This is a genomic window from Allobosea sp. GW821-FHT10B12 (genome assembly GCF_059415545.1).
This window is the reverse complement of the sequence record NZ_JBWKNL010000010.1, coordinates 32,040-55,663: the sequence shown is the minus strand read 5'-3', so window position 1 is coordinate 55,663 and position 23,624 is coordinate 32,040. Positions and strand designations below refer to the sequence as shown.

The window sequence follows — 23,624 nt, the reverse complement described above, 5'->3', positions numbered from 1 at the left end:
TCTCTGCAGGCGAGTCGGCGGCAAGCCGAGCCCTTCGCGTTGCGGGTGGGGTCTGCCTCGTTCTGATGCCGCTCGCCATGTGGCTGGCGAACCGCTCCGCCCCGCTGATGCTCGGCCTCGCCGCTGCGGCCTTTCTCGGCGCGGCACTGCTGTCGGAGCCGGCAGCGGCGATCCTCGGACGCTTGCGGGCATTGCTCGCGGGGCCGCCGGCGCTCGCGATCGCCGCCTTCCTCGCCTGGGCGCTGGTCTCGATCGGCTGGAGCCACAAGCCGTCGGCGTCCCTGCAGGCCTGGGGAGAACTCGTCCTGCCGATCGTGTTCGCGCTGGCGATCGCCGTCTCCGGACAGTGGCGGGCGACCCCGCTGCTGCTCCGCGTACTCGCTTTGGCGATCATCGTCGCAGCCGTGCTGGTGATGATCGAGCTCGCCTCGGGGCTGTCGCAGCGCGCCACGCTCGGCACCGGCAAGATGATGGCTTTCGTCTTCAATCGCCCGGCCATCGTCCTGCTGCTGCTCGCCGTGCCGACCGTCCACACACTTTGGTCCCGCCCTGCAGGCTGGCTTGACCGTGTCCTGGCTGCCTTGCTGGCGGCTGTCGTCATCGTCTTCGTTTTCCGCTCGGAGAGCGAGGCGGCCAAGCTCGGCGTCCTGATTCTGGTCCCATGCTGGGCCCTGGCGGTTCTCGCTCCGCGCCTCGCGCTCGTGGCGACCGCGCTCGCCTTTGTCCTGACCATGGCGATCGCGCCGCTGCTTGGTCCGATGGCTGAAAAGCTGGTGCCGTCCTTCGTGCTCAACCGCCTCGATGTCATGAGCGCCCAGGCGCGGATCGATATCTGGGACAGTTTTGGCGAGGTGGCGCGGGCCCGGCCGATCGCCGGCGCCGGCTTCGGCACCTCGGCGACGATGCATGAGCACCCGGTGGCGGCGGAGGTCTCGGCTGAGCACAGGACGCTGCTGGGGGTGGGCCACCCGCATGACATGCCGCTGCAGGCCTGGGCGGAGACCGGCGCGATCGGCGCCGGGCTGCTGACGCTCGCCGGGCTGTTGTTGCTGGCCTGGCTGCGGCGCCTGCCCGCGGCGGAACTGGCGCCGCGCCTCGCTTTGTTCGCCGCCGCCTTCTCCATCGCCACGGTCGGGCACGGCGCCTGGCAGGGCTGGTGGATCGCCGGCCTTGGTGCCGCCATTCTCTGGTTCGGGACAGATGCCGCCTCGCGGCAGGGAGACAGCCATGGCTGAGTTCGACGTCGATCTCTTCGTCATCGGTGCCGGATCGGGCGGCACGCGCGCCGCCCGCATCGCCGCCGGCCATGGCGCCTGCGTGATGATCGCCGAGGAGGACCGCATCGGCGGGACCTGTGTCATCCGCGGCTGCGTGCCGAAAAAACTCTTCGTCTATGCCAGCCGCTTCGCCGACGAGTTCGAGGATGCCGCCGGCTTCGGCTGGAACGTTGGCAAGCCGGAGTTCGACTGGCCGACCCTGCGCGATGCCGTGGCAAAGGAGGTGACGCGCCTCTCCGGCCTCTATCGCAAGGGCCTCGACGGCGCCGGCGTCGACATCCGCGAGGAGCGGGCGGTCGTCGCCGGGCCGCATGAAGTCAAGCTGCAGAAGAGCGGGCAGACCATCCGTGCCCGCCACATCCTGGTCGCGACCGGCGGCCATCCCGCCTTCGAGCCGCCGATCCCCGGCGGCGAGCTCGGCATTTCCTCGAACGAGGTCTTCCATCTGCCGAGCCTGCCGAAGCGCATGCTCGTGGTCGGCGGCGGCTATATCGCGCTCGAATTCGCCAGCGTCTTCGCCCGGCTCGGCGTCGCCGTCACGCTGCTGCATCGCGGCGATAATGTCCTGCGCGGCTTCGATGAGGACCTCCGCACCCGCCTGCGCGATGCGCTGGGCCATGCCGGCATCACGCTACGCCTCGGCTGCACGGTCGACCGCATCGAATTGCTGCCGGACGGCGCCCGCCGCGCCCATTGCGCCAATGGCTCGCCAATCGATGCCGATGTCGTCCTCGTCGCCACCGGGCGCCGCCCGAACACGGCCGGGCTCGGCCTCGAAACCGCGGGCGTCAAGCTCGGTCCCGCCGGCCAGGTCATGGTCGATGCCGCCTCGCTCTCCAATGTCCCGTCGATCGCGGCGGTCGGCGACGTCACCGATCGCGTCAACCTGACCCCGGTCGCGATCCGCGAGGGCCACGCCTTCGCCGACTCAACCTTCGGCGGCAAGCTGTGGACGGTCGACCATGCGCTCGTCGCCTCCGCCGTGTTCACCACGCCGGAGCTCGGCACTGTCGGTCTCACCGAGCAGCAGGCGCTCGCGACCGGCCGGCCGCTGCGCATCTTCGAGACCGGTTTCCGGCCGATGAAGGCGACGATCTCAGGCCGGGACGAGCGCATCTATATGAAGCTGGTCGTCGATGCCGAAACCGATCGGGTGCTCGGCGTCCACATCCTCGGCCATGATGCCGGCGAGATCATCCAGTCGGTCGCCATCGCCGTCACCATGGGCGCGACCAAGGCCGATTTCGACCGCACCGTCGCCTTGCATCCGAGCGCGGCCGAGGAACTCGTCACCATGCGCACGCCGCGCAAGAGCGCTCTGTAGCGCCTCGGGCCGTCCTGAAGGGAAGCCGGGCGGATTACCTCTTCAAGGGCGTGCTTCCGCTTATCGACGCGGTGCCGGCCGAGTCCCGGCCGTGCTATCCATGGGGAGACGTTCCAGTCCATCGCCGGCTACTCTGGAGAGTGCCATGGACGACAGGTCCCGCGCTGCTTCGACCCTCGCGCCGCCCGTGACGGCGCTGGAACCTCCCCCGCATGTGGCTCTCATCCAGATGGCGACCGCTGCCTGGGTCTCGCGCCTGATCTGTGCGGCGGCGAGGCTTGGTCTGGCCGATCACCTCGCCACCAGTCCCCGCAGCGCGGCCGAGCTGGCCGGCCCGCTTGGGCTCCATGCGCTCTCGCTCCACCGCTTCATGCGCTGCCTCGCCAGCCTGGGTCTCCTCGCCGAGCAGGCCGGGCAGCGCTTTGCCTTGACCGCGCTAGGGGAGGCGCTGAAGACCGGCGCGCCCGGTTCGGCCCGAGCCACCATCCTCACCGCCGGCAGCCCCTGGTTCGCGGGAGCCCTCGACGAAATCATCTATTCGCTGCAGACCGGCGAGACGGCGTTCGAGAAGATGCACGGCATGCCGGTCTTCGATTATCTCGGCCGGCATCCGGACGCGGCCTCGCTGTTCAGCGAGATGATGGTCGGTTTCCACGGCCAGGAGCCGCCCGCTGTCGCGGAGGCCTATGACTTTTCGGCCCTCGGCACCGTCGTGGACGTGGGCGGCGCCACCGGCAACCTGCTTGCGGCGATCCTGGCGCGGCACGAGGGGCCGCGCGGAATCCTGTTCGACCGGCCCCATGTGGTGGCCGACGCACCGGCCCTGCTGGCGGCACGGCGCGTCGAGGCGCGCGTGGCGATCGAGGCCGGCGACTTCTTCGAGACGGTTCCCTCCGGCGGCGACGCCTATGTGCTGTCGCACGTCATCCATGACTGGAGCGAGGAGCAGTGCCTCACGATCCTCGGCCATGTCCGCAAGGCCATGCGGCCGGACGGGCGGCTCCTGCTGGTGGAGATGGTGCTGCCCGCCGGCGACACGCCCCATCCTGGCAAGGTGCTCGACATGGTGATGCTGGCGCTCCCCGGCGGCCAGGAGCGGACGGAGGAGGAATACCGCCTGCTCCTCGCGAAGGCCGACTTCCGCCTGACGCGGGTGATCCCCACCAACTCCGATGTAAGCATCGTCGAAGCGGTGCCGGGGACATGAGCAGAGGGGCCTTGCCGCGATCCGCCGTCACCATCGGAACGCCGCGCTCTGGCGTCAGGGCTCGCGGTCCGCGCGGCGGCTGTCATAGATCAGGCTTGCATCGCTGAGCCCGACATCGCGCGCCATGTGAGCGCTCAGCCCCTCCTGGTCGAGCCGGTCGTCGAGCGCGACCAGACGATTGCGCTGGAAACGACGGATGCGAGCCAGTGCCGTTTTCAGTGTTGGCATAAGGCTGACATATCTATTGCTTGTGCAGATTTCGGCCGACATGATGCGGCTCCCGAGCGGTTTGATCGCACTCAGGGATGCCGATGAACCGGGCTGCAGACAAACTGGATTTCGCGCCTCTCGTATAAGGCTAGCTGATGAATGACTTGGCGACAGGCCTGCCGCCGCTGAGCGCTGTCCGCGCCTTCGAGGCGGCGGCACGGCATGGCAGCTTCACCCGGGCCGCAGCCGAACTCGGCATGACGCAGGCGGCGGTCAGCTATCAGATCAAGCTGCTGGAGGAGCGGCTCGGCCTGCCATTGTTTCAGCGCCAGGCGCGCCGCGTCATCCTGACCGAGGCCGGCGAGCGCCTGGCATCGTCGGTGATGGATTCCTTCGACGGGTTGCGCGCGGCCTTCGCCGCGGTGACGCAGACGGCCGAGGGCGTGCTCTCGATCCAGGCGCTGCCGACCATCGCCTCGAACTGGCTGGTGCCGCGTCTCGGCCTGTTCCAGTGCGAGAATCCGGGGCTGGCGGTGCGGATGGTCACGCAGGTCGGCCCGCACGATCCGCAGCGCGACGATTGCGATGTCGCCATCCACCGTGGCGGCGGCCAATGGCCCGGGCTGGAGGCGCATTGGCTGATGAAGAGCGAGTTCACGCCGCTATGCGGCCCGAACCTGTTCCGCGATCTCGGCCGCCCGCCGCAGCCTGCCGATCTGCTGCGTGTGAACCGCATCGGCAAGACAGAGGCCTGGGATCGCTGGTTCGCTGCCGCCGGGGTCAACTCCGAGGCCACGCCGGTGGAGCCACGTTTCGATCTCGCCGTGCAGCAGCTCGAAGTCACCGCCGCGCTCGCCAGCAACGGCGCGGCCATGTGCTCGCCGATCTTCTTCCGGCGCGAGCTCAATGAAGGGCTGCTGATCCAGCCCTTCGACCTGATGCTGGGGGGCGGCAACGACTACTGGTTGACCTACCCGGTGCGGCGCCGGACCGCGCGCAAGATCAGCCTGTTCCGCGACTGGCTGCTGGAGCAGGCGCGCGAGCCTACGCCTATTTCGTCAGACCCTTCTTCGCCAGCCAGTCCTGAATCAGCTGTGCGACAGCCAGATTATTCTTGTCCATCATGAGCATGTGCGAATTGCCCTTGATGCCCACCGCAGGAAGGTTGACGACATCGACGGAGCCGCCTGCGGCGGTGATCTTGTCGCCGAAATCGGTCGCGGTCTTGCGGATCGTCGGCCAGCGCGCGTCCTGCTCGATATAGTCGCCGAACACCATCAGCACCGGGATGTCCTTCAATGCCGCCGCCTTGGCGGGGTCGCCGATGCCGGCCGGCTCGACCGCGATCAGCGCCTTGACCTTGTCGGGCCGCGCCTGCGCCACCTTGAAGCCGAACTGGCCGGACTGGCTGTGGAACGAGATCACGCAGGGACAGACCTTGTCGACCTCGGCGATATAGGCGTCGATGATCATCTGGTCGGTCGAGGTCCAGCGCGGCACGATCTGCTTGACGAAATTGTCGTAGCCCTCGGCCGGGAACTCGCTGCCCGGCAGGTATTTGCGCTTGGCCGGGTCGCCGTCATAGCCGCCGCTCGCGCCGATGCGGAAGCGCTCGAACGGGTTCGCCGTGGTCAGGAACAGCGGCTCGCCGGGGATGACATCGGGATACATCGCCCAGCCCGAGCGCCCGCGCTCGACCGCGTCGGAATTATAGACCGACCAGCCCTTGCGCAGGAAGAATTCGAGCCAACCCTGGCGTCCGTCCGGTGTCGTCTCGTAGTTGACGCCGGTCATGCCGCCGCCATGCCAGAGCAGCAGCGGCACGGAGCCTTTCTCGTTCTGCGGCAGGAAGTACTGCACATACATCTGCCCGGTCTGGTAGGTGCCGTTTGGATCGACACGGGCGGGCGTGCCGCCGGGCGTGAACACCACCTCCTTCACCGGCCGCCCGGAGATCTCGACCAGCTTGCCGCCGACATGGAACGAGCCCATGCCGCGCAGCGAGATCGGCTCCTGCGCCTGCTGGGCCTGCGCTGCACCGAGGCCGCAGGCTAGGCCGAAAGCGGCCGCCAGAACGTGACGTCTCATGGTTCCTCCCGTCGCCGCGATGGGCGTTGTTGGTTACGCGGCCATCTTCGGTCGCGCCCAACGAGGGAGACAATGGTCTTTGCAAGCAGGTGTGAAATGCAAATGCCGGGAAGATTGATGCAGGTAACGCATCAAAGCCTGCGCTGCCTCAACCCTCCTTGCCGAGATAGGCGGTCGCGTCGATCTCGACGAGGCAGTCGGGCGAGCCCAGGCCGTTGACGATGCAGGAGACCCGATGCGTCGGCTCCTCGGCGAAGTTGGCGAAATAGACCTCGTTCATCGGCTCCCAATAGGCCCGGTCGGTGACGTAGACCGTGCACTTCACGATGTCCTTCAGGCTTGCCCCTGCCTCCTCGAGCAGCGCTTTGATGTTGTCGATGCATTGCTGCGTCTGCCGCCTCGCATCGCCGATTGCGTATTTCCCCTGCAGGTCGGCGCCGACGCAGCAGACGAACATGAAATCGCCGGCGATCGTCGCCTGGGCGAAGGGCAGCCGGCTCTTGTAGACGCGGTCGGAGGAAACGCTGCGCTTGGGCATGGGGCCGTCCTATCCTGGCGCGGATCCGGTTGAATCAGGATCCGAACATGTTGAATCGGTCTCTCAGAGGCCTGAATCGCAGCCGCAGCCGACCGCGCCAACCATCTGACGGGCTTCGTGCTTTTGTGCTGCGACCTGCCATCCTTGCCGTAACGGTGGCCAGCAGCCATCTGGGGGTGTATAGGCCCCCCTTCGCGCCAAGATGAGGTTAACGGTAGGCGCGACGTCTGAAATCAGGAGCAGTACCCATGTCCGAGCGGTGGACGCCCGACAGCTGGAGGGCAAAGCCCGTCCAGCAGATGCCGGAATATCCGGATCAGGCAGCCTTGAAGGCGGTTGAGCAGCAGCTCGCCGGCTTTCCGCCGCTGGTTTTTGCGGGCGAGGCGCGCAAGCTCAAACGGGCGTTGAGCAAGGTCGCGGCCGGCGAGGCCTTCCTGCTTCAGGGTGGCGACTGCGCCGAGAGCTTCGCCGAGCATTCGGCCGACAACATCCGCGACTTCTTCCGCCTGTTCCTGCAGATGGCGGTGGTGCTGACCTTCGCCGGCGGCTCGCCGGTGGTGAAGGTCGGTCGTATCGCCGGCCAGTTCGCCAAGCCGCGTTCGGCGCCGAACGAGAAGATCGGCGATGTCGAACTGCCGAGCTACAAGGGCGACATCATCAACGATAACGAGTTCACGGCGGAGTCGCGGATTCCCGACCCGCGCCGGCAGCTCGAGGCCTACAGGCAGTCGGCGGCGACGCTGAACCTGATCCGTGCCTTCGCGACCGGCGGCTACGCCAATCTCGACAACGCGCATCGCTGGATGCTCGGCTTCGTCAAGGATAGCCCGCAGTCGCATCGCTACCAGGAGCTGGGCGACCGCATCACCGAGTCGCTCGACTTCATGCGCGCCATCGGCGTCGATCCCGAGACGCATCCCGAGATGCGGACGACGGATTTCTACACCAGCCACGAGGCGCTGCTGCTCGGCTACGAGCAGGCGATGACGCGCACCGACTCGACCACCGGCGACTGGTACGCCACCTCCGGCCACATGGTCTGGATCGGCGATCGCACCCGCCAGCTCGACCATGCCCATGTCGAGTATTTCCGCGGCATCAAGAACCCGATCGGCCTGAAATGCGGTCCGTCCCTGAAGCCGGACGAATTGCTCAAGCTGATCGACGCGCTCGATCCGCAGAACCAGGCCGGCCGGCTCGTCCTGATCGGCCGCTTCGGCGCCGATAAGGTCTTCGACCACCTGCCGGCTCTGGTGCGCGCCACCAAGCGGGAAGGGCGCAACGTCGTCTGGTCGTGCGATCCGATGCATGGCAACACGGTCAAGGCGGCGAGCGGCTACAAGACCCGACCCTTCGACCTGATCCTGACCGAGGTGAAGAACTTCTTTGCCGTGCACCAGGCCGAAGGGACGCATGCCGGCGGCCTGCATCTTGAGATGACCGGCAAGAACGTCACCGAGTGCACCGGCGGCGCCCGCGGCATGACCGATGCCGATCTCAACGACCGCTACCATACGGTCTGTGATCCGCGTCTCAACGCCGAGCAGGCGCTGGAGCTCGCCTTCCTCGTCGCCGAGCTGGTCAAGCGCGAGCGCTCCGGCCGCGCCCGGCCTGAGGTCGAAGCGGCCGAGTGAACGTCACAGTGACGGACCGGCTTCATCGGCCCGTCACCTTGACCACCTAACCCCCCGCCTCCCATGGCCGACGCCGAGAACGGCTGAAGCCGACGAAGGCGGGGGATACGGTGATGAAGCTCAAATTTGCAGCCGTGCTGGCCGCCTGTCTGGTCGCGGCTCCGGCGTTCGCACAGGACGCCGCCAAGAAGCCCGCGGCCCCGGCCGGACGCTTCGTCGAGATCGCGCGCTTCAAGGCTCCCTCCGCCCGCCAGGCCGCAGCAGTCGATGCTGCCCATGTCTACGCGATCACTGACCGGGCCATCGCCAAGCACGACAAGACAACCGGTGCGCTGGTCAAGGAATGGAAGGGGGCCGAAGACGGCCCGATCATCCATCTCGACAGCGGCGCGGTGGTCGACGGCAAGCTCTACGCCGCCCATTCCAACTATCCGGCCTCGCCGATGACGAGCTCGGTCGAGATCTGGGATGCCCAGACGCTCGAGCATGTCGGCTCGCACAGCTTCGGCATCCTGCTGGGCTCGCTGACCTGGCTCGACAGGCATGACGGTGCCTGGTGGGGCGTCTTTGCCAATTACAGCCGCGTCTTCGGCCAGAGCCAGCAGCCCTATGGCAATTCCTACTGGACGACGCTGGTCAAGTTCGACGAGGCCTGGAAGCCGGTGCAGGGCTGGACCTTCCCCGCCGCCGTGATCAAGCGGGCCGAGCCGATGAGCATGTCGGGCGGCAGCTGGGGCAAGGATGGGCTGCTCTACGCCACCGGCCACGATCACAAGGAGGTCTATGCCCTGCGCCTGCCGAAGATGGGCTCGGTGCTGGAGCTGGTCGCGACCTATCCGATCGAGGGCGAGGGCCAGGGTATCGCCTGGGATCGCAGCGGCGGCGCGGACACCCTGTGGATGATCAGCCGGGCGAAGTCCGAGCTGATCGGCCAGCGCTTCGAGCGCTGACCGGCTCGATCAGAACTTCAGCGCGGCGGCGACGCGGCCGGTGTTGATCGTCGTCGTCGTGCCTTCGATCTCCGCGAAGCGGATGATCTGGTATTCGGCGCGCAGGAAGAGATTATCGGTCAGGGCCCAGTCGACGCCGACGCCGGCGCTGAGGCCGAAGGCGTAGGTGTTCTTGCGCACCGTGCCGACCTGCAGCGGGTAGCCGTTCGCTTGCCTGCGGGTTTCCGTGGCCTGGCCGGCATTGGTGACGATCAGTGCATCGGCATCGATCGTCGAGGTCGTGTTGAAGCGGCCGAGCGCCGCGCCGATCGTGCCGAAGGGCATGATCCGGCCATAGGCCCAGCCCATGCGCAGGCGCAGGGTCGCATAATCGTCGAGCTTGGCCGCCTGGTTGGTCGCCATCGACCAGTCGTAGACATTGCCGTTGGAGAGGGGGCTGCGGCGGGCGATGTAGTCGGTGATGCGGTAATTGTGGCCTGAACGGGTGTAGTCCGCCTCCAGGCCGAGCACGACATCGTCGAACAGGTAGTTGTAGCCGACGATGCCGAAGAACTGTGTGCCGCTGTCGCGCTTGTCCGGCAGGTCGTTGATGAACGAGCCCATGTCGCGCTCGGCCGCGAGGTCGGTATTGCGGAAGGCGGAATTCGCCAAATCGCGCAAGCCTTCGCCCGGTTTGAACTTGGTTTCGTTGATACCGGCGCCACCGCCGACATAGAAGCCGGACCAGTCGAAGCGTCCACCGCCGAACATCGGCGGCGGCTCGACCGGCTGCTCGATCTGCGATCCGCGCAGGTTATCGGCACCTTGCGCCGCCTGTGGCAGCGCCAGCGTGCAGGCCATCGCGACGACTGGGGCGAGGGCGGCGATAGATGCAGCACGCATCGCGTGTCTCTCCGAGCAGCGGCCGAAGCAGCAGTTGCACCGGCCCGGAGATGATTCATGCGCAGTTAACCCTAATGTCGGGTTAATGGATTGCCGATCCGATCATCCTCGATCAGACATCCGCCCGCGGTCGGCCCATGCGATTCCCGGCTGTGAGGAGAGGGCGGATGATCCGGCACATCGTGTTCTTCACGGCCAGGCAGGCCGAGGATCTCGACAGGATCCGGCGCCTGCTCGGCCGGCTCGGCGACATCCCGCATGCGCTCACCTTCGAGGTCGCCGCCAACGCCAGGATCGATCCGATCGGCAACGAGATCGACATCGTCGTCTACGCCGAGTTCGCCGACGAGGCCGCGCTCGCCGCCTGGAAGGCGCATCCGATCTATGACGAGACGACGCAGGCGGTGCGTCCCTTGCGCGAATTGCGCTACTCGGCCGATTTCCGCTCGGCGCTTGCTTGACCGACCTTGCGAAAACGCAGGGGCGGGCAGGACGCCGGCCCGTTGCTGACGCACCGGCCGCAAGCTACATCCGAAGCATGACCAAGACGTCCTTTCGCCTGGCGCTCGCCCAGCTCAACCCCATCGTCGGCGATGTCGCCGGCAATGCCGACAAGGTCCGTGCCGCCCGCCGCGAGGCGGCCGCTGGCGGCGCCGAGCTCGTCATGTTCCCGGAGCTCTTCCTCTCGGCCTATCCGCCGGAGGATCTGGTGCTGAAGCCGGCCTTCCAGGATGCCTGCCGCAAGGCCTGCGAGGAGCTCGCCCGCGAGACCGCCGATGGCGGCCCGGCCGTGCTCGTCGGCCTGCCCTGGCTCGAGGATGGCAAGCTCTACAACGCCTACGCGCTGCTCGATGGCGGCTTGATCCAGTCGGTGCGTTTCAAGGTCGACCTGCCCAATTACGGCGTCTTCGACGAGAAGCGCGTGTTCGAGCCGGGCCCGCTGCCCGGCCCGGTCGTCTTCCGCAATCATGTCCGCCTGGGCATTCCGATCTGCGAGGATGTCTGGGGCGAGGAGGTCGTCGAGTGCATCGCCGAGACCGGCGGCGAGATCCTGCTCGTCCCGAATGGCTCGCCCTTCCGCCGCGGCGTGATCGAGGAGCGGCTCAACGTCGCCGTCGCCCGCGTCGTCGAGAGCGGCCTGCCGATGGTCTATCTCAACCAGCTCGGCGGCCAGGACGAGCTCGTCTTCGAGGGCGCCTCGTTCGTCCTCAATGCCGACCGCAGCTTCGCCCAGCAATTGCCGGCCTTCCGCGAGGCGGTCGCGATCACGCAATGGGAGCGTGGGCCCGATGGCTGGCGCTGCCTGCCGGGCGAGGTCGCCCCGATCGAGAGCGGCGACGAGGCGGACTATGCCGCCTGCGTGCTGGGCTTGCGCGACTATGTCGAGAAGAACCGCTTTCCCGGCGTCGTGCTCGGCCTGTCCGGCGGCATCGATTCCGCCATCTGCGCCGCGATGGCGGTCGATGCGCTCGGCTCGGAGCGCGTCCGCTGCGTGATGATGCCCTATCGCTTCACCTCGCAGGAGAGCCTCGACGACGCCAAGACATGTGCCGAGGCGCTCGGCGTGCGCTACGAGATCGTGCCGATCGCCGATCCGGTCGAGGGCTTCGAACAGGCGCTGGCCGAGCTCTTCGCCGGCACCAATCGCGGCATCACCGAGGAGAACCTGCAGAGCCGCGTGCGCGGCACGCTGCTGATGTCGATCTCGAACAAGTTCGGGCCGATGGTGGTGACGACCGGCAACAAGTCGGAGATGTCCTGCGGCTACGCCACGCTCTATGGCGACATGAATGGCGGCTACAATCCGATCAAGGACCTCTACAAGACCGAGGTCTTCAGGCTCTCCGCCCTGCGCAACCGCTGGAAACCGGCCGGCGCGCTCGGGCCGGACGGCGAGGTGATCCCTGAGAACATCATCGTCAAGCCGCCTTCAGCCGAACTGCGCGAGAACCAGAAGGACCAGGATTCGCTTCCGCCCTATGAGGTGCTCGACGACATCCTCGCCTGCCTGATCGAGCACGAGATGCGCCTTTCCGACATCGTCGCCCGTGGCCACGATCTGGAGACGGTGCAGAAGGTCGAGCGGCTGCTCTATCTCGCCGAGTACAAGCGCCGCCAGGCGGCGCCGGGCGTCAAGGTCACCCGCAAGAATTTCGGCCGGGACCGGCGCTACCCGATCGTCAACCGCTTCCGCGATTCCGGCGAACCGGCGCATGAGCCGGACCGCTCGCTGGTGAAGGGCGTCGGCAAGGCTGGCGGCGAGAGCTTCGATTTCTAGAGCCAGAACCCGCCGATCTGGTTGGCGTTCGGATTGGCGAGGCAGGCGGTCATCCGGTCGAGCCAGATGCGCTGGTATTTGGCGTTGAGCCCGTGCTGGGTGTCGATGTCGTAGCGGCGTTGAATCAGCGCGACGCGGCGCCTGATGTGGAGGTCGACGAGGCCGTTCAGCTTCGCTATCAGCCCGGCCAGCGTCGGGGCGCGGGCGATGGTGATCTGGTGCGCCAACGTCCGGCAGACGACGAAGCCGACATCGTAGTGGAACTGCTCATGCGCCAGCAGGGCAGGGGTCAATGTCGCGCCGATCCGCACCTTGGCGTCGGGATCGACGAAGATGAAATTGGGCACGCCCATGGCGTAGTCGGTGCCGACCATGCGGGCCCCTCGGTCCGGCATGTCGTAGCGGAAGGCGGTGTAGGCGTCCTGCACCGTGCCATCGGCCGGGTCCATCACCACCGGCAACTGCACGAAATCGCCGACCTTGAGCTTTTCGGGCGCGCGCACGCAGCTCACGACCACGCCGGCCGGTGCCGGGTTGTTGGCCATGTGCAGGAAGGTCTTGCCACCCGGATCGACCCGTGAATCCGGGCTCGGCATCTTCACGAAGACCTGCTGGTAGCGCTTGATCCCGCCTCTGGTCAGCGGCCCGCAATCGCCGTCGACCTCGAGCAGGTCGATGCCGAGCGCCGCCGCATGCGGGTTGATCATCGCCTGGACCAGGCGCGTATCCGGCGTCGTGTTCTTGCCGCCGAGCCCGACTGAAGCCGTGATGCTCATCCTCGCCTCCCAGCGTAGAGATCGACATCCCCGTCCCGTCTAACCTTGCGTCAATCTGGCCGGTTGTCGATCTCCTTTCGACAGGCCTGCGCCATGCCCTTGCCCTCGCGCCGTTCCCGCGCGACAAGCGGCCGGTCATGACCACTCCCTTCGTCCGCACCGCCCCGTCGCCGACTGGCTATCTCCATATCGGCAACGCCCGTTCGCTGATGTTCAACTGGCTCTTCGCCATCAGGCATGGCGGGCGCTTCCTGCTGCGCTATGACGATACCGATCAGGCACGCTCGAAGCCGGAATTCGCCGATGCGATCGGCGAGGACCTGGCTTGGCTCGGCGTCGTTCCGGATGCGAGCATCAAGCAGTCGGAGCGGATCGCGCTCTACGACGCGGCGGCCGAGAAGCTGCGTGCCGCCGGCCGGCTCTATCCCTGCTATGAGAGCGCCGACGAGCTCGACCGCAAGCGCAAGCGCCAGCTCGCCCGCGGCTTGCCACCTGTCTATGACCGCGCCGGCCTGAAGCTGACCGCCGAGGAGCGCGGAAAGCTCGAAGCCGAAGGCCGCAAGCCGCATTGGCGCTTCCTGCTCGACTGGGAGGAGATCGGCTGGGACGATCTGGTGCGCGGCCCGTCCCATGTCGACTGCGCCTCGCTATCCGACCCGGTGCTGGTCCGCGAGGACGGCACCTATCCCTACACGCTGCCTTCCGTCGTCGACGATCTCGACGTCGGGATCACTCATGTCATCCGTGGCGAGGATCACGTCACCAACACCGCCGTGCAGATTCAGATCATGCAGGCATTGGGTGGAACGCTGCCCACCTTCGGCCACCACAACCTGCTGACCACGGCGAGCGGCGAGGGGCTGTCGAAGCGCCTCGGCCATCTCTCGCTCCGGGGCCTGCGCGAATCCGGCATCGAGTCGCTGGCGGTGGCGTCGCTGGCGGTACTCACCGGCTCGTCCGATGCGGTCCGGCCGGTGTCGAGCCTCGCCGAGCTCGCCGGCCTGGTCGATCTCGCCCATGTCTCGCGGGCGCCGGCCAAGTTCGACGAGCACGAACTGGAGACGCTCTCGGCCCGCACCCTGCATCAGCTCGACTTCGCCACGGTCGAGGGGCGCTTGAAGCAGCTCGATATCCCCGCCACCGAGCTGTTCTGGCTCGCCGTGCGCGGCAATCTCGCCCGGCTGTCGGGTGCGAAGGATTGGTGGCAGGTGGTCGAAGGGCCGATCGAGCCGCATATCGCCGACACGGCATTCGCTGCGGCTGCGGCTTCGCTGCTGCCGGCCGAGCCGTTCGATCAGACCACCTGGAAAAGCTGGACGCAGGCAGTCGGTGCGCAGACCGGCGCCAAGGGCAAGGCGCTGTTCATGCCGCTGCGCCAGGCCCTGACCGGGCTCGACCATGGCCCTGAACTGGCGGCGCTGCTGCCGCTGATCGGGCGCGAGAAGGCGCTGAAGCGGCTCACTGGCGAAGCGGCGTAACTCCCAAAAAACACGCCGCCGGGATGACCGGCGGCGTGTGCTTCGAATGACGAGCTCAGGCCGCGGCGTAGCCGACCGTGCCCTTGATCTCGAGGAACTCCTCCAGCCCGAAATCGGCGTATTCGCGGCCATTGCCGGACTGCTTGTAGCCGCCGAAGGGCGCGCCGGCATCCCAGGCCGGGTAGTTGATGTAGACATTGCCGGAGCGCATCTGCGCCGCGACCTTGCGTGCCCGCTCCAGCGAGCCGGACTGGATGTAGGAGGCGAGCCCGTAGGGCGTGTCGTTCGCCCGCGCGATCACTTCCGCTTCACTGTCATAGGGCAGGATCGAGAGCACCGGGCCGAAGATCTCCTCCCTGGCGATCGTCATCTCGTCGGTCACGCCGCCGAACACCGTCGGCCGCACATAGTAGCCGCGGTTGAGGTCCTCCGGCCGGCCGGGGCCGCCGGTGACCAGCGTCGCGCCTTCCTTGATGCCGCTCTCGATCAGGCGCTGGATCTTGTCGTATTGCGTCTCGCTGACGACCGGGCCGAGGAAGACGCTCTCCGCCGAGGGGGCGCCGACCTTGAGCGGCTCGGCGGTCTCCCTGGCGATGGCGAGCGCGTCCTCGTGCAGCTGGGCCGGCACGAACATCCGGGTCGGCGCGTTGCAGGACTGGCCGGAATTGCGCATCACGCTCTCGACGCCGAGCTTCACCGCCCGCTTCAGGTCGACGTCATCCAGCAGGATGTTGGCCGATTTGCCGCCGAGCTCCTGATGCACGCGCTTCACCGTATCGGCCGCCGCCTTGGCGACGAGGATGCCGGCGCGGGTCGAGCCGGTGAAGGAGACCATGTCGACTTCCGGGTGGCGCGCGATCGCCTCGCCGACCGTCGGCCCGTCGCCGTTGACGAGGTTGAACACGCCCTTGGGCACGCCGGCCTCGTGCATCGCCTCGGCGAAGATGATGGCGTTGAGCGGCGCGATCTCGGAGGGCTTCAGCACCATGGTGCAGCCGGCGGCGAGCGCCGGAGCGACCTTGCACATGATCTGGTTGATCGGCCAGTTCCACGGCGTGATCATGCCGACGACGCCGATCGCCTCCTTGGAGATCAGGGTCGAGCCGCGCAGCTCCTCGAACTCGAAATTCTCCAGCGTCTCGATCATCTTGGAGAGATGCGCGGTGCCCATCCCGGCCTGGGCCCGGTGGGCGAGTTCCTTCGGCGCGCCCATTTCGCGCGACAAGGTGTCGGCGACCTCGGCATAGCGGGCCTTGTAGGCTTCGAGCAGGCGGCGCATCAGCGCCAGGCGCTCTTGCTTGGAAGTCGCTGCGAAGGCGGGGAAGGCGGCGCGCGCCGCCGCCACGGCCTTGTCGACATCCGCCTGGCTGCCGAGCGCGATCTGGGCGAAGGCCTCCTCGGTCGAGGGATCGATCACGTCGAGCGTCTTCAGCCCGCCGGCAGGATCGACCCAGGAGCCATCGATGTAGAACTGGAGAGCGTGAGACATTGGCCGGTTCCTTGCTGGCTGCGGGCGACCACTTCGCGGGCCGATCGTGACCGACGCGCTCTGTAGCGATCGCTATGTAGGAGCAGATACAGCGTAGCAGTGCTGGTCGATGGATGTCACCGCGCTGCCGGCGAATGGGTGGAATGCCGGGCGCGCCGACCGCAGCTCAGGCGAACTGCACGTCGATCTCGGTTCCGGCCTTGCGTGCGACCTGGCAGGCTCGGGAGAAGGCGTCGGCCTCGATCGCCAGCTTGAAGCGGTCCGGCACCCCGGCGGTGCTGATGACCGCGAGGCTCGCGCCATCGTCGGACAGGCGCCGCACCGTGCAGTCGATCACCGACTTGCCACCGTTGAAGACGATGTTCCCGGCCTTCAGGACACGTCGCCCCACTATCGAGCCGGCGGAGAGGCCGATCTGGTTGACGACGCAGCGATTGCGGCCGGTCGCCTTCGCGGCATAGAGCGCCTCGTCCGCAGCGCGCAGCAGGGCATCAACATCGCCGCTGGGCGCGGCGGCCGCGATGCCGAAGCTGGCGGAGACCGCGAACGGCCCCTCGGCTCCGTCAAAGCGTTGCGCGGCGATGCCCTCGCGCAGCTTTTCCGCGACGCCGAGTGCCGCCTGGCGTCCGGTATGCGGCAGCAGCACCGCGAATTCCTCGCCGCCGACACGCCCGAACAGATCGCTCTGGCGCAGCAGGCTCCGGCATGTCGCGGCACTGCCGGCCAGCACGGCGTCGCCCACGGCATGGCCATGCGTGTCGTTGATGGTCTTGAAGTGATCGAGATCGAAGGCGATGCAGCTCACCTCGTGCCGGTGGCGCTGCGCCAGGGCCAAGGTGCGGCTGGCCTCCTCGCGGAAGGCGCGACGGGCAAGGGCGCCCGTCAGCCCGTCGGTCGAGGCGAGGAGCCTGAGTTCGAGCTCGTTCATCACGATCGAGGCGAGGTCGGACAGGATCGCGATCTCGCCGGGATCGATCGCGCGCGGCGCGGAGCCCAAGGCGCAGAGCGTGCCGATGTTCTGGCCTTCGGAGGTGCGTAGCGGGATGCCGGCATAGAAGCGTAAGCGCGGTGCGCCGGTCACCAGCGGGTTGCTGGCGAAACGCGGGTCGGTGCTTGCGTCCGTCACGATCAGCGGGGCGTTCTCGCGGATCGTCATGTCGCAGAACGCGATGCGGCGCTCATCCTCGCAGTTCGCCACGCCTTCGCGCGCCTTGAACCATTGCCGGTGCCCGTCGAGGAAGGTCACCGTCGCCATCGGCACCTTCATGATCCGGCAGACGAGCCGCGTGATCCGGTCGAAGGCTTCCTCGCTGGGCGTGTCGAGGATGTCGTAGCGTGCGAGCGCCTCGAGCCTGTCCCGCTCGCGCATCACTTCGGGTGTGGACGCATCCATGTCCCGGCCTCGCGCAGAATTGGACGGCCAGATCAGCAAGCGCGGGTAAAGAGGTCGTTAATGCGCCGGGGCCGGCTGCGGTCGGCCTCGGTCTTCCGCCGGATCAAGGGGCGTCTTGACCGCCTGCTTGTCGGCGAGCTCGGGCGGCGCGCCGAACTTGCGTGCAATCATGCCGGCGACGCCGGGCGCCCGGCCATAGGCTTCGCAGGTCGCGTATTTGTGCGAGCCGCCGAGCCAGGAGCGGACGCGCTGGCGGGACGGCAGGGAGATGTCCAGCCCTTCCGGCTCTTCGCCGGTCACCAGAATGCGCGAGAATTCGCCGGCGAATGTCGAGGCGAGGCCATAGGCGTCCGACACTTCGGATGCCTGGGGCGTGTTCTGGATCGAATTGGCGCCGCGCCCCCAGACCATCGCGGCGCGCTGTGCCCCGCCACGGTCGAGCGCTTCGGCCTCGACTGAAAGGCCGCCGAGCCCGACGGGAAGGCGGGGTATGCCGACAGGAAGCGCGACGCTGCTCCCGAGGGTCACCACCGTCGACACCCCCGCCATCGTCTTGTCGGTAGGCACGATGTCGGTGATCACCGCCCGCACGGTCAGGTCGGCGGGCTGCGTCGGCGCCACCATTTCGTATTTGTCGCTGAGCGCAATGCAGAGCTCCCGGTCGAGCGCATTGGTGACCAGAGCACGGTCGGCTTGTGCCGTCACGAGCGCGCTGGCGTTGGCTGCGAAGCTCGTCGGAACGATCCGGGCTGTCTTCGCAGCGACTAGGGCCTGGCCGTCGACATAGGTCCGGGACTTCGAGAACTTGCCCTTCTCCTCGCCGAGCTTCCGGTAGGTCGACAGCGTGCCGGCCTGCTTCGGCGGAACCGTTATGCAGCCTGCCGCCGCCAACGCCATCGACAAGGAAATGCACGGGCCGGTATGGCGCAAAACGGTGATGCGCGATGGCAAGTGGAAGAGCAGGGCAGCCGGCAGACACTTCGTCACGATCGTCGTCCTCACCGTCGATTTCTCTTCGGTGAGGGTGATGGCTCAGCGTTGCCCCGGCGTTGCATTCCGGCATCGCAAAGTCGACGCCTGTCCGGAGCCTGGTGCTCGGTCTCTGCCTCACTCGTGCCGGTGCATCGCCGATTCGTGCTTGGTGTCGCGCATGGTCGAATAGACCAGCAGCGAGATGAAGATCACGGCCGAGAGGTAGTAGTAGAACCACTGCTCGTGGCCCTGCTGCTTGAAGAACAGCGCGATCGCCGGCGCGGTGCCGCCGAAGATCGAGACGGTCAGCGCATAGGGCACGGCGACGCCGGTGGCGCGGATCGAGGTCGGGAACAATTCGGCCTTCACCACCGCGTTGATCGAGGTGTAGCCGGCGACGAAGATCCAGGCGCCGGAGATCAGCAGGAACGCGACGAAGGGCGACTTGGTCTGCTCCAGCGCCGACAGGATCGGCACGGTCAGCAGCGTGCCGGCGATGCCGAAGAAGATCAGCAGCGGCTTGCGGCCGACCCGGTCGGACAGCATGCCGTAGAGCGGCTGCAGGAGCGAGGCGAAGATCAGCGAGCCGGCGATCACATAGGTCGTGACGATGTCGGAGAGCCCGACCGTCTGCTTGACGAAGGTCTGCATATAGGTGGTGAAGGTGTAGAAGGCGGCGGTGCCGCCGGCCGTCAGCCCGACCACGATCGCGACTTCGCGCGGGTATTTCAGCAGCCCGCGCAGCGAGCTTTCCCGTGTCTTGCCGGCCTTGTTGGCTGCGACGAAGGAGTCGGTCTCGTGCATGTCGCGGCGCATGTACATGGCGGTGACCGCGAGCAGGGCACCGATGACGAAGGGGACGCGCCAGCCCCAGTCGACCAGCTGCTCATGCGTCAGGAAGACGTTCTGCAGCAGGAGCAGCACCAGGATCGCGGTGAGCTGTCCGCCAATCAGCGTCACGTACTGGAAGCTCGAATAGAAGCCGCGATGATCGGGATGGGCGATCTCGGTGAGATAGGTCGCGCTCGCCCCGTACTCGCCGCCGAGACTCAGGCCCTCGATGATGCGCGCCAGCGCCAGGAGGGTCGGCGCGGCGAAGCCGATCGTCTCATAGGTCGGCGTCACTGCGATGATCAGCGAGCCGAAACACATCATCAGCACGGAGATGGTCAGCGACAGCCGCCGTCCATAGCGGTCGGCGATATGGCCGAAGAGCCAGCCGCCGATCGGCCGCACGATGAAGCCGGCGGCGAACAGCGTGGCGGCATTGAGTTGCTGCACCACCGGATCATGCGAGGGGAAGAATTTCGGCGCGAAGTAGAGCGCGAAGGCGGTGTAGGCGTAGAAATCGTACCACTCGACCAGATTGCCGACCGAGCCGATGAAGATCGCCTTCAGGCGCCGCGCCGTATCGGCGACGTCCATGCCATGGGGTGCAGGGGTGGCGATTGCTGGCTCCGACATGGCTCGCTCCGCGCTCGAAAAGGCGGCGCGAGCAGCAGCGGGCGCCGACGGCAGAACGCTGATCTAACCCTTGCGTTCCTCGCGAGGCAGCAGCGAGAAATTTGGTCTGAGTTGCTTCCAGTGCATAGCGGCGCGTGGAAGCGCTGCCCTCACGGCCGCGCGGTCGCGCCTGTGCCGAGATTGGGGGCGAGGTTCGGTGCGACGATCCGCACGGTGCGCCGCTCACCGGTGACGCTCTTGCTTTCGCGCTTCAGCCCGTCGCCCTGCTGCAGCGTCTTCTCGCCGTCGATCCGCTGCGGGCCGACGCCGGCCGATTCGGTACTGGCAGTCGGCACATTGGCGTCCGGTGTCGGCTCGTCGCCGGGGGCGGCCTGGAGCGTGGTCGGCGCCGGGCCGGCCGGCTTGGCCTCGGCCGCGTTGGCGGTGCCCTTCTTGCCGCGCGGCGGCTGCTCGGGCTTCGGCCGCGACATTTCCTGCGAGCGCTGCTCGGTGACGATGATGTCGCCCTTGCGCTGGTCGAGCATCTGCTCGGCGTTCTGCAGTGCCTGGGCCCAGCTCTGGCCGGGGGCTCGGCAGGTGCAGGACGCGTCGAAGCTGCGGGTGTATTTCAGTGCGTTCGGCAGGGACGAGTAGGGCTGCCCGCTGCTGCGCGCCACCGCGTTCTGGATGTCGCCGCCATTGCTCATGCCATAGGCAAGCGTCTCGCTGCCGGGGCAGAGCGACTGGCACATCTCGTCCTGGCTCTCACGCCCGCCCGGGCTGTTGGCGAGCGGGAAGAAATAGCCGTCGCAGCTGCGAACGCAGACCGAATAGGGCCCGCCCTGGCGTGCTCCGCCCTCCGTCGGCTCGCGTGGCTCGTCGGGGTCGAGCTCGGGCAGGGTCGAATCGATCTCGCCGCGGCGCGGCTCGATGCCGAAGATCGTCTCGAAGAAGCCGCGCGGCTGCGCCCGGCAGTTGTTGTTGATCAGCGCTGCGAGCTGGGCGCGGCGCTGCTCGACGCCGCCGCCCTGGGCCTGTTGCTGGAGCTGGGCATATTGCTGTTGCAGCCCACCGAGCTGGGCACGGATGCCGCCGCATTGCGGCGGCGGCTGCTCGCCGAAGAACAGGAAGCCGCCGCGGTCGCAGCCCATCGCCCGGTACTGGCTGGAGAGCTGCGCCAGCTGGCCGGCGACGCGCTGTGCCGCCTGGGCGGCACGGGCATCGCCGCCGCGCTGGCCCTGCAGGCTGGAGAGTTCGGCGCGCCAGTTGTCGCAAGCCGGCGACTGCGCCAATGCAGCTCCCGAGAGCGCGGCGAAAGCCAGCGCCGGAGCGAGCGCGCGTCGGAGCGAAGCGAAAATCATCGAAGGCAGAGTTGCTATCCCTGTGACTCGTCCCATGCCGGCGTCGGCCGCCTGCACCGGCAAAGCACATGCTACAAACGCGACGGAACTAAGGAGGTACGCGTCAGATCGTCCGTGAGAGCCGATTCGAGGTGCCGCCCGGAAGGCCTTGCGCATCGCATATCGTGCTCCGGGCGGCAAATCCCGCCTCCCGTATCACAGTCTTTTGAGGTCAGGCCTCTTCGGTCTGGTAGGCCCCGGCGAGATGGCGGCCGCGTTCGGTCAGTACCGCCAGAACGCGCTCGAAGACGCGCAGCTCATCGGCCGAGATTCCCTCGACCCAGCGCTCTTCGAAGGCGAGCGCCAGCGGCACGATCTGGGCGTAGATGCGTTGGCCGGCGGCGGTGAGGGCGACGAAGGCCTCGCGCCGGTCGGCCCGGTTCTCGGCTCGCGTCACCAGCCCGCGCTTGTCGAGCTCGGAGACGGCGCGCGAGACCTTGGTCTTGTGCATCTGCGAGAGTTCGCCGATGTCGCGCGAGGTCAATTGCCCGAACTCGCCGAGCTGCGCGATCACCCGCCATTCCGGGATGCCGATGCCGAAGCGCGTGCCGTAGACGCGGCCGAGCGCCCGGCTGGCGAAGAAGCCGACCACGTTGAGCCGGTAGGGCAGGAACTGCTCGAGATGCAGGGAGCGGTCTTCAGGCTTTTGTTTCGTTGACATTAGTTGCACATGTAACTAACTGGAGTGACAGAAGGCCGCCGGCGGCTGCAGCCAGATCATTACCGAACGGCAGCATCTGTCAAAGCGGCGAAGATCGGAAACGCATCGGGAGGAGGCCAGCCATGAACGTGCAGACCACGGTTCAGTCGAGCTTCGGCGAGCAGGTCCGGGGCGGGCGCCGCTACATGTCGGGCTTCGGCAATTCCTTCGAGACCGAGAGCCTGCCGGGCGCGCTGCCGGTCGGCCGCAACTCGCCGCAGAAGGCGGCCTACGGCCTCTATGCCGAGCAGCTCTCCGGCTCGCCCTTCACCGCGCCGCGCTCCACGAACGAGCGCTCCTGGCTCTACCGCATCCGTCCGAGCGTCAAGCATGGCGGCCGCTGGACGCTGGTCGACAAGGGTTTGATGCGGACTGCGCCCTGCCGTGACGAGACGAAGCCGTCGCTCGGCCAGTTGCGCTGGAGCCCGATCCCGGTGCCGCAGGAAAAGCTCACTTTCCTCACCGGCCTGCGCACCCTGACCACGGCCGGCGATGCCGACTCCCAGGCCGGCATGGCCGCGCACATGCTCTTCGTCACCGCTTCGATGGAGCGCGAATACGTCTTCAACGCCGATGGCGAGTATCTCGTCGTCGCGCAGGAGGGCAGCCTGCGCTTCTTCACCGAGTTCGGCATCATCGAGATCGAGCCGGGCGAGATCTGCATCATCCCGCGCGGCGTGATGTTCCGCGTCGAATTGATGGGCGGGCCGGCGCGCGCCTATGTCTGCGAGAACTATGGCGGCGGCTTCACCTTGCCCGACCGCGGGCCGATCGGCGCCAACTGCCTCGCCAATCCCAGGGACTTCCTCACGCCCGTCGCCGCCTATGAGGACATCGAGGAGCCCTCGACCCTTTACGCGAAGTGGGGCGGGGAGCTGTTCTCGACGGAGGTCGGCCAGTCGCCGCTCGACGTCGTCGCCTGGCACGGCAATTACGCGCCCTACAAATACGACCTGCGGCATTATTCGCCGGTCGGCGCGATCTCCTTTGACCATCCCGACCCGTCGATCTTCACCGTGCTGACCGCGCCCTCCGAGACGCCCGGCACCGCCAATATCGATTTCGTCATCTTCCCGGAGCGCTGGATGGTGGCGGAGAACACCTTCCGCCCGCCCTGGTACCACCGCAACATCATGTCGGAGTTCATGGGGCTGATCTATGGCGTCTACGACGCCAAGCCCGAGGGCTTCACCCCCGGCGGCTTCAGCCTGCACAACATGATGCTGTCGCACGGCCCGGATGCGCAGGCCTTCGAGCATGCCTCGACCGTGGAGCTGAAGCCGGTGAAGCTCACCGGCACCATGGCCTTCATGTTCGAGACCAGGTTCCCGCAGCGGCTGACTGGCTATGCCGCCGGCCTGCCGGAACTGCAGGACAACTACGCCGATTGCTGGAGCGGGCTGAAGAAGCGCTTCGACCCGAACAAGCGTGAGGCGTGGTGAGAGGTGCCGTGATTCCGGGGCTTCGCGAAGTGAATAACCGGGAATCCTTGGGTGCACCTTTTCCGTCATGGTCGGGCTTGTCCCGACCATCCACGTCTTCCTTCGTCGAAGGTGGTGTTCAAGACGTGGATGCTCGCCACAAG

21 protein-coding genes are annotated in these 23,624 nt (G+C 67.2%); 10 read left to right on the top strand and 11 right to left on the bottom strand.

Going from position 1 to position 23,624, the window contains the following annotated elements; genetic code table 11:
- Window positions 1-65 precede the first annotated feature (65 nt).
- The 3 genes from AC07O0_RS25880 to AC07O0_RS25870 all read left to right on the top strand — a co-directional run bounded on the left by AC07O0_RS25880 (window position 66) and on the right by AC07O0_RS25870 (window position 3,808).
- Window positions 66-1,235, top strand: coding sequence for an O-antigen ligase family protein (locus tag AC07O0_RS25880; protein WP_494627023.1), 1,170 nt, complete (start codon window positions 66-68; stop codon window positions 1,233-1,235).
- Window positions 1,228-2,601: a glutathione-disulfide reductase gene (gor, locus tag AC07O0_RS25875; RefSeq protein WP_494627021.1), complete on the top strand. Its 1,374-nt coding sequence runs from the start codon at window positions 1,228-1,230 to the stop codon at window positions 2,599-2,601. Before AC07O0_RS25880 ends, gor begins: the two co-directional genes overlap by 8 nt.
- A gap of 145 nt (window positions 2,602-2,746) precedes the next feature.
- Window positions 2,747-3,808: a methyltransferase gene (locus AC07O0_RS25870; protein WP_494627019.1), complete on the top strand. Its 1,062-nt coding sequence runs from the start codon at window positions 2,747-2,749 to the stop codon at window positions 3,806-3,808.
- Window positions 3,809-3,862: 54 nt separating this feature from the next.
- On the opposite strand, the gene AC07O0_RS25865 is transcribed toward AC07O0_RS25870, so the two are convergent.
- Window positions 3,863-4,078: a hypothetical protein gene (locus AC07O0_RS25865; protein WP_494627017.1), complete on the bottom strand. Its 216-nt coding sequence runs from the start codon at window positions 4,076-4,078 to the stop codon at window positions 3,863-3,865.
- 95 nt (window positions 4,079-4,173) lie between these two features.
- Between AC07O0_RS25865 and AC07O0_RS25860 the strand changes: the two genes are divergently transcribed.
- Entirely contained in the window at window positions 4,174-5,145 is a 972-nt protein-coding gene (locus tag AC07O0_RS25860) for a LysR family transcriptional regulator (RefSeq protein WP_494627015.1), read from the top strand.
- Here AC07O0_RS25860 and AC07O0_RS25855 read toward each other — a convergent pair.
- Window positions 5,069-6,106, bottom strand: a complete 1,038-nt coding sequence (locus AC07O0_RS25855) for an alpha/beta hydrolase (protein WP_494627013.1) — start codon at window positions 6,104-6,106, stop codon at window positions 5,069-5,071. The genes AC07O0_RS25860 and AC07O0_RS25855 overlap by 77 nt on opposite strands.
- Before the next feature lie 148 nt (window positions 6,107-6,254).
- Complete coding sequence (locus tag AC07O0_RS25850; RefSeq protein WP_494627011.1) at window positions 6,255-6,644, bottom strand: RidA family protein; 390 nt, start codon at window positions 6,642-6,644, stop codon at window positions 6,255-6,257.
- Window positions 6,645-6,892: 248 nt separating this feature from the next.
- Here AC07O0_RS25850 and AC07O0_RS25845 point away from each other — a divergent pair, with 248 nt between their 5' ends.
- Together AC07O0_RS25845 and AC07O0_RS25840 are read left to right on the top strand one after the other, a co-directional pair.
- Window positions 6,893-8,278, top strand: a complete 1,386-nt coding sequence (locus AC07O0_RS25845) for a class II 3-deoxy-7-phosphoheptulonate synthase (protein WP_494627009.1) — start codon at window positions 6,893-6,895, stop codon at window positions 8,276-8,278.
- Between the two features lie 113 nt (window positions 8,279-8,391).
- Window positions 8,392-9,228, top strand: coding sequence for a cycloisomerase (locus AC07O0_RS25840; RefSeq protein ID WP_494627007.1), 837 nt, complete (start codon window positions 8,392-8,394; stop codon window positions 9,226-9,228).
- Window positions 9,229-9,237: 9 nt separating this feature from the next.
- Here AC07O0_RS25840 and AC07O0_RS25835 read toward each other — a convergent pair whose 3' ends face one another.
- Window positions 9,238-10,110: an outer membrane protein gene (locus AC07O0_RS25835; protein WP_494627006.1), complete on the bottom strand. Its 873-nt coding sequence runs from the start codon at window positions 10,108-10,110 to the stop codon at window positions 9,238-9,240.
- Window positions 10,111-10,277: 167 nt separating this feature from the next.
- On the opposite strand from AC07O0_RS25835, the gene AC07O0_RS25830 reads away from it, so the two are divergent.
- Window positions 10,278-10,571 carry a Dabb family protein gene (locus AC07O0_RS25830; RefSeq protein ID WP_494627004.1) on the top strand — a complete coding sequence of 98 codons (294 nt, stop codon included), beginning with the start codon at window positions 10,278-10,280 and terminating at the stop codon, window positions 10,569-10,571.
- Between the two features lie 77 nt (window positions 10,572-10,648).
- Entirely contained in the window at window positions 10,649-12,388 is a 1,740-nt protein-coding gene (locus AC07O0_RS25825) for an NAD+ synthase (RefSeq protein ID WP_494627003.1), read from the top strand.
- Here AC07O0_RS25825 and AC07O0_RS25820 read toward each other — a convergent pair.
- Complete coding sequence (locus tag AC07O0_RS25820; protein WP_494627002.1) at window positions 12,385-13,164, bottom strand: hypothetical protein; 780 nt, start codon at window positions 13,162-13,164, stop codon at window positions 12,385-12,387. The genes AC07O0_RS25825 and AC07O0_RS25820 overlap by 4 nt on opposite strands.
- Before the next feature lie 137 nt (window positions 13,165-13,301).
- On the opposite strand from AC07O0_RS25820, the gene gltX reads away from it, so the two are divergent.
- Window positions 13,302-14,642, top strand: coding sequence for a glutamate--tRNA ligase (gltX, locus tag AC07O0_RS25815; protein ID WP_494627000.1), 1,341 nt, complete (start codon window positions 13,302-13,304; stop codon window positions 14,640-14,642).
- 55 nt (window positions 14,643-14,697) lie between these two features.
- Here gltX and AC07O0_RS25810 read toward each other — a convergent pair whose 3' ends face one another.
- The 6 genes from AC07O0_RS25810 to AC07O0_RS25785 all read right to left on the bottom strand — a co-directional run bounded on the left by AC07O0_RS25810 (window position 14,698) and on the right by AC07O0_RS25785 (window position 22,000).
- The gene (locus tag AC07O0_RS25810) at window positions 14,698-16,131 is read right to left on the bottom strand and encodes an aldehyde dehydrogenase family protein (protein WP_494626999.1); all 1,434 of its coding nucleotides are present in this window, start codon (window positions 16,129-16,131) and stop codon (window positions 14,698-14,700) included.
- Between the two features lie 166 nt (window positions 16,132-16,297).
- Window positions 16,298-17,524 carry a sensor domain-containing diguanylate cyclase gene (locus tag AC07O0_RS25805; RefSeq protein ID WP_494626997.1) on the bottom strand — a complete coding sequence of 409 codons (1,227 nt, stop codon included), beginning with the start codon at window positions 17,522-17,524 and terminating at the stop codon, window positions 16,298-16,300.
- Between the two features lie 57 nt (window positions 17,525-17,581).
- Window positions 17,582-18,421, bottom strand: a complete 840-nt coding sequence (locus AC07O0_RS25800) for a DUF3313 domain-containing protein (RefSeq protein WP_494627187.1) — start codon at window positions 18,419-18,421, stop codon at window positions 17,582-17,584.
- 210 nt (window positions 18,422-18,631) lie between these two features.
- The gene (locus AC07O0_RS25795; RefSeq protein ID WP_494626996.1) at window positions 18,632-19,960 is read right to left on the bottom strand and encodes an MFS transporter; all 1,329 of its coding nucleotides are present in this window, start codon (window positions 19,958-19,960) and stop codon (window positions 18,632-18,634) included.
- A 149-nt stretch (window positions 19,961-20,109) separates the two neighbouring features.
- Window positions 20,110-21,300, bottom strand: a complete 1,191-nt coding sequence (locus AC07O0_RS25790) for a DUF2865 domain-containing protein (protein ID WP_494626994.1) — start codon at window positions 21,298-21,300, stop codon at window positions 20,110-20,112.
- A gap of 211 nt (window positions 21,301-21,511) precedes the next feature.
- Window positions 21,512-22,000 (bottom strand): MarR family winged helix-turn-helix transcriptional regulator, encoded by a 489-nt coding sequence (locus tag AC07O0_RS25785; protein ID WP_494626993.1) that lies wholly within the window; start codon window positions 21,998-22,000, stop codon window positions 21,512-21,514.
- A 122-nt stretch (window positions 22,001-22,122) separates the two neighbouring features.
- On the opposite strand from AC07O0_RS25785, the gene hmgA reads away from it, so the two are divergent.
- Window positions 22,123-23,481: a homogentisate 1,2-dioxygenase gene (gene hmgA / locus AC07O0_RS25780; RefSeq protein ID WP_494626991.1), complete on the top strand. Its 1,359-nt coding sequence runs from the start codon at window positions 22,123-22,125 to the stop codon at window positions 23,479-23,481.
- Window positions 23,482-23,624 lie beyond the last annotated feature (143 nt).

Coding starts and splice junctions, on each gene's coding strand:
- AC07O0_RS25805 (WP_494626997.1), bottom strand. CDS start 17,524: ATGGATGCGTCCACACCCGAAGTGATGCGCGAGCGGGACAGGCTCGAG.
- AC07O0_RS25845 (WP_494627009.1), top strand. CDS start 6,893: ATGTCCGAGCGGTGGACGCCCGACAGCTGGAGGGCAAAGCCCGTCCAG.
- AC07O0_RS25835 (WP_494627006.1), bottom strand. CDS start 10,110: ATGCGTGCTGCATCTATCGCCGCCCTCGCCCCAGTCGTCGCGATGGCC.
- AC07O0_RS25880 (WP_494627023.1), top strand. CDS start 66: ATGCCGCTCGCCATGTGGCTGGCGAACCGCTCCGCCCCGCTGATGCTC.
- AC07O0_RS25810 (WP_494626999.1), bottom strand. CDS start 16,131: ATGTCTCACGCTCTCCAGTTCTACATCGATGGCTCCTGGGTCGATCCT.
- AC07O0_RS25855 (WP_494627013.1), bottom strand. CDS start 6,106: ATGAGACGTCACGTTCTGGCGGCCGCTTTCGGCCTAGCCTGCGGCCTC.
- gltX (WP_494627000.1), top strand. CDS start 13,302: ATGACCACTCCCTTCGTCCGCACCGCCCCGTCGCCGACTGGCTATCTC.
- gor (WP_494627021.1), top strand. CDS start 1,228: ATGGCTGAGTTCGACGTCGATCTCTTCGTCATCGGTGCCGGATCGGGC.
- AC07O0_RS25800 (WP_494627187.1), bottom strand. CDS start 18,421: ATGGCGTTGGCGGCGGCAGGCTGCATAACGGTTCCGCCGAAGCAGGCC.
- AC07O0_RS25790 (WP_494626994.1), bottom strand. CDS start 21,300: ATGATTTTCGCTTCGCTCCGACGCGCGCTCGCTCCGGCGCTGGCTTTC.
- AC07O0_RS25860 (WP_494627015.1), top strand. CDS start 4,174: ATGAATGACTTGGCGACAGGCCTGCCGCCGCTGAGCGCTGTCCGCGCC.
- AC07O0_RS25795 (WP_494626996.1), bottom strand. CDS start 19,960: ATGTCGGAGCCAGCAATCGCCACCCCTGCACCCCATGGCATGGACGTC.
- AC07O0_RS25870 (WP_494627019.1), top strand. CDS start 2,747: ATGGACGACAGGTCCCGCGCTGCTTCGACCCTCGCGCCGCCCGTGACG.
- AC07O0_RS25830 (WP_494627004.1), top strand. CDS start 10,278: ATGATCCGGCACATCGTGTTCTTCACGGCCAGGCAGGCCGAGGATCTC.
- AC07O0_RS25820 (WP_494627002.1), bottom strand. CDS start 13,164: ATGAGCATCACGGCTTCAGTCGGGCTCGGCGGCAAGAACACGACGCCG.
- AC07O0_RS25850 (WP_494627011.1), bottom strand. CDS start 6,644: ATGCCCAAGCGCAGCGTTTCCTCCGACCGCGTCTACAAGAGCCGGCTG.
- AC07O0_RS25785 (WP_494626993.1), bottom strand. CDS start 22,000: ATGTCAACGAAACAAAAGCCTGAAGACCGCTCCCTGCATCTCGAGCAG.
- AC07O0_RS25840 (WP_494627007.1), top strand. CDS start 8,392: ATGAAGCTCAAATTTGCAGCCGTGCTGGCCGCCTGTCTGGTCGCGGCT.
- AC07O0_RS25865 (WP_494627017.1), bottom strand. CDS start 4,078: ATGTCGGCCGAAATCTGCACAAGCAATAGATATGTCAGCCTTATGCCA.
- hmgA (WP_494626991.1), top strand. CDS start 22,123: ATGAACGTGCAGACCACGGTTCAGTCGAGCTTCGGCGAGCAGGTCCGG.
- AC07O0_RS25825 (WP_494627003.1), top strand. CDS start 10,649: ATGACCAAGACGTCCTTTCGCCTGGCGCTCGCCCAGCTCAACCCCATC.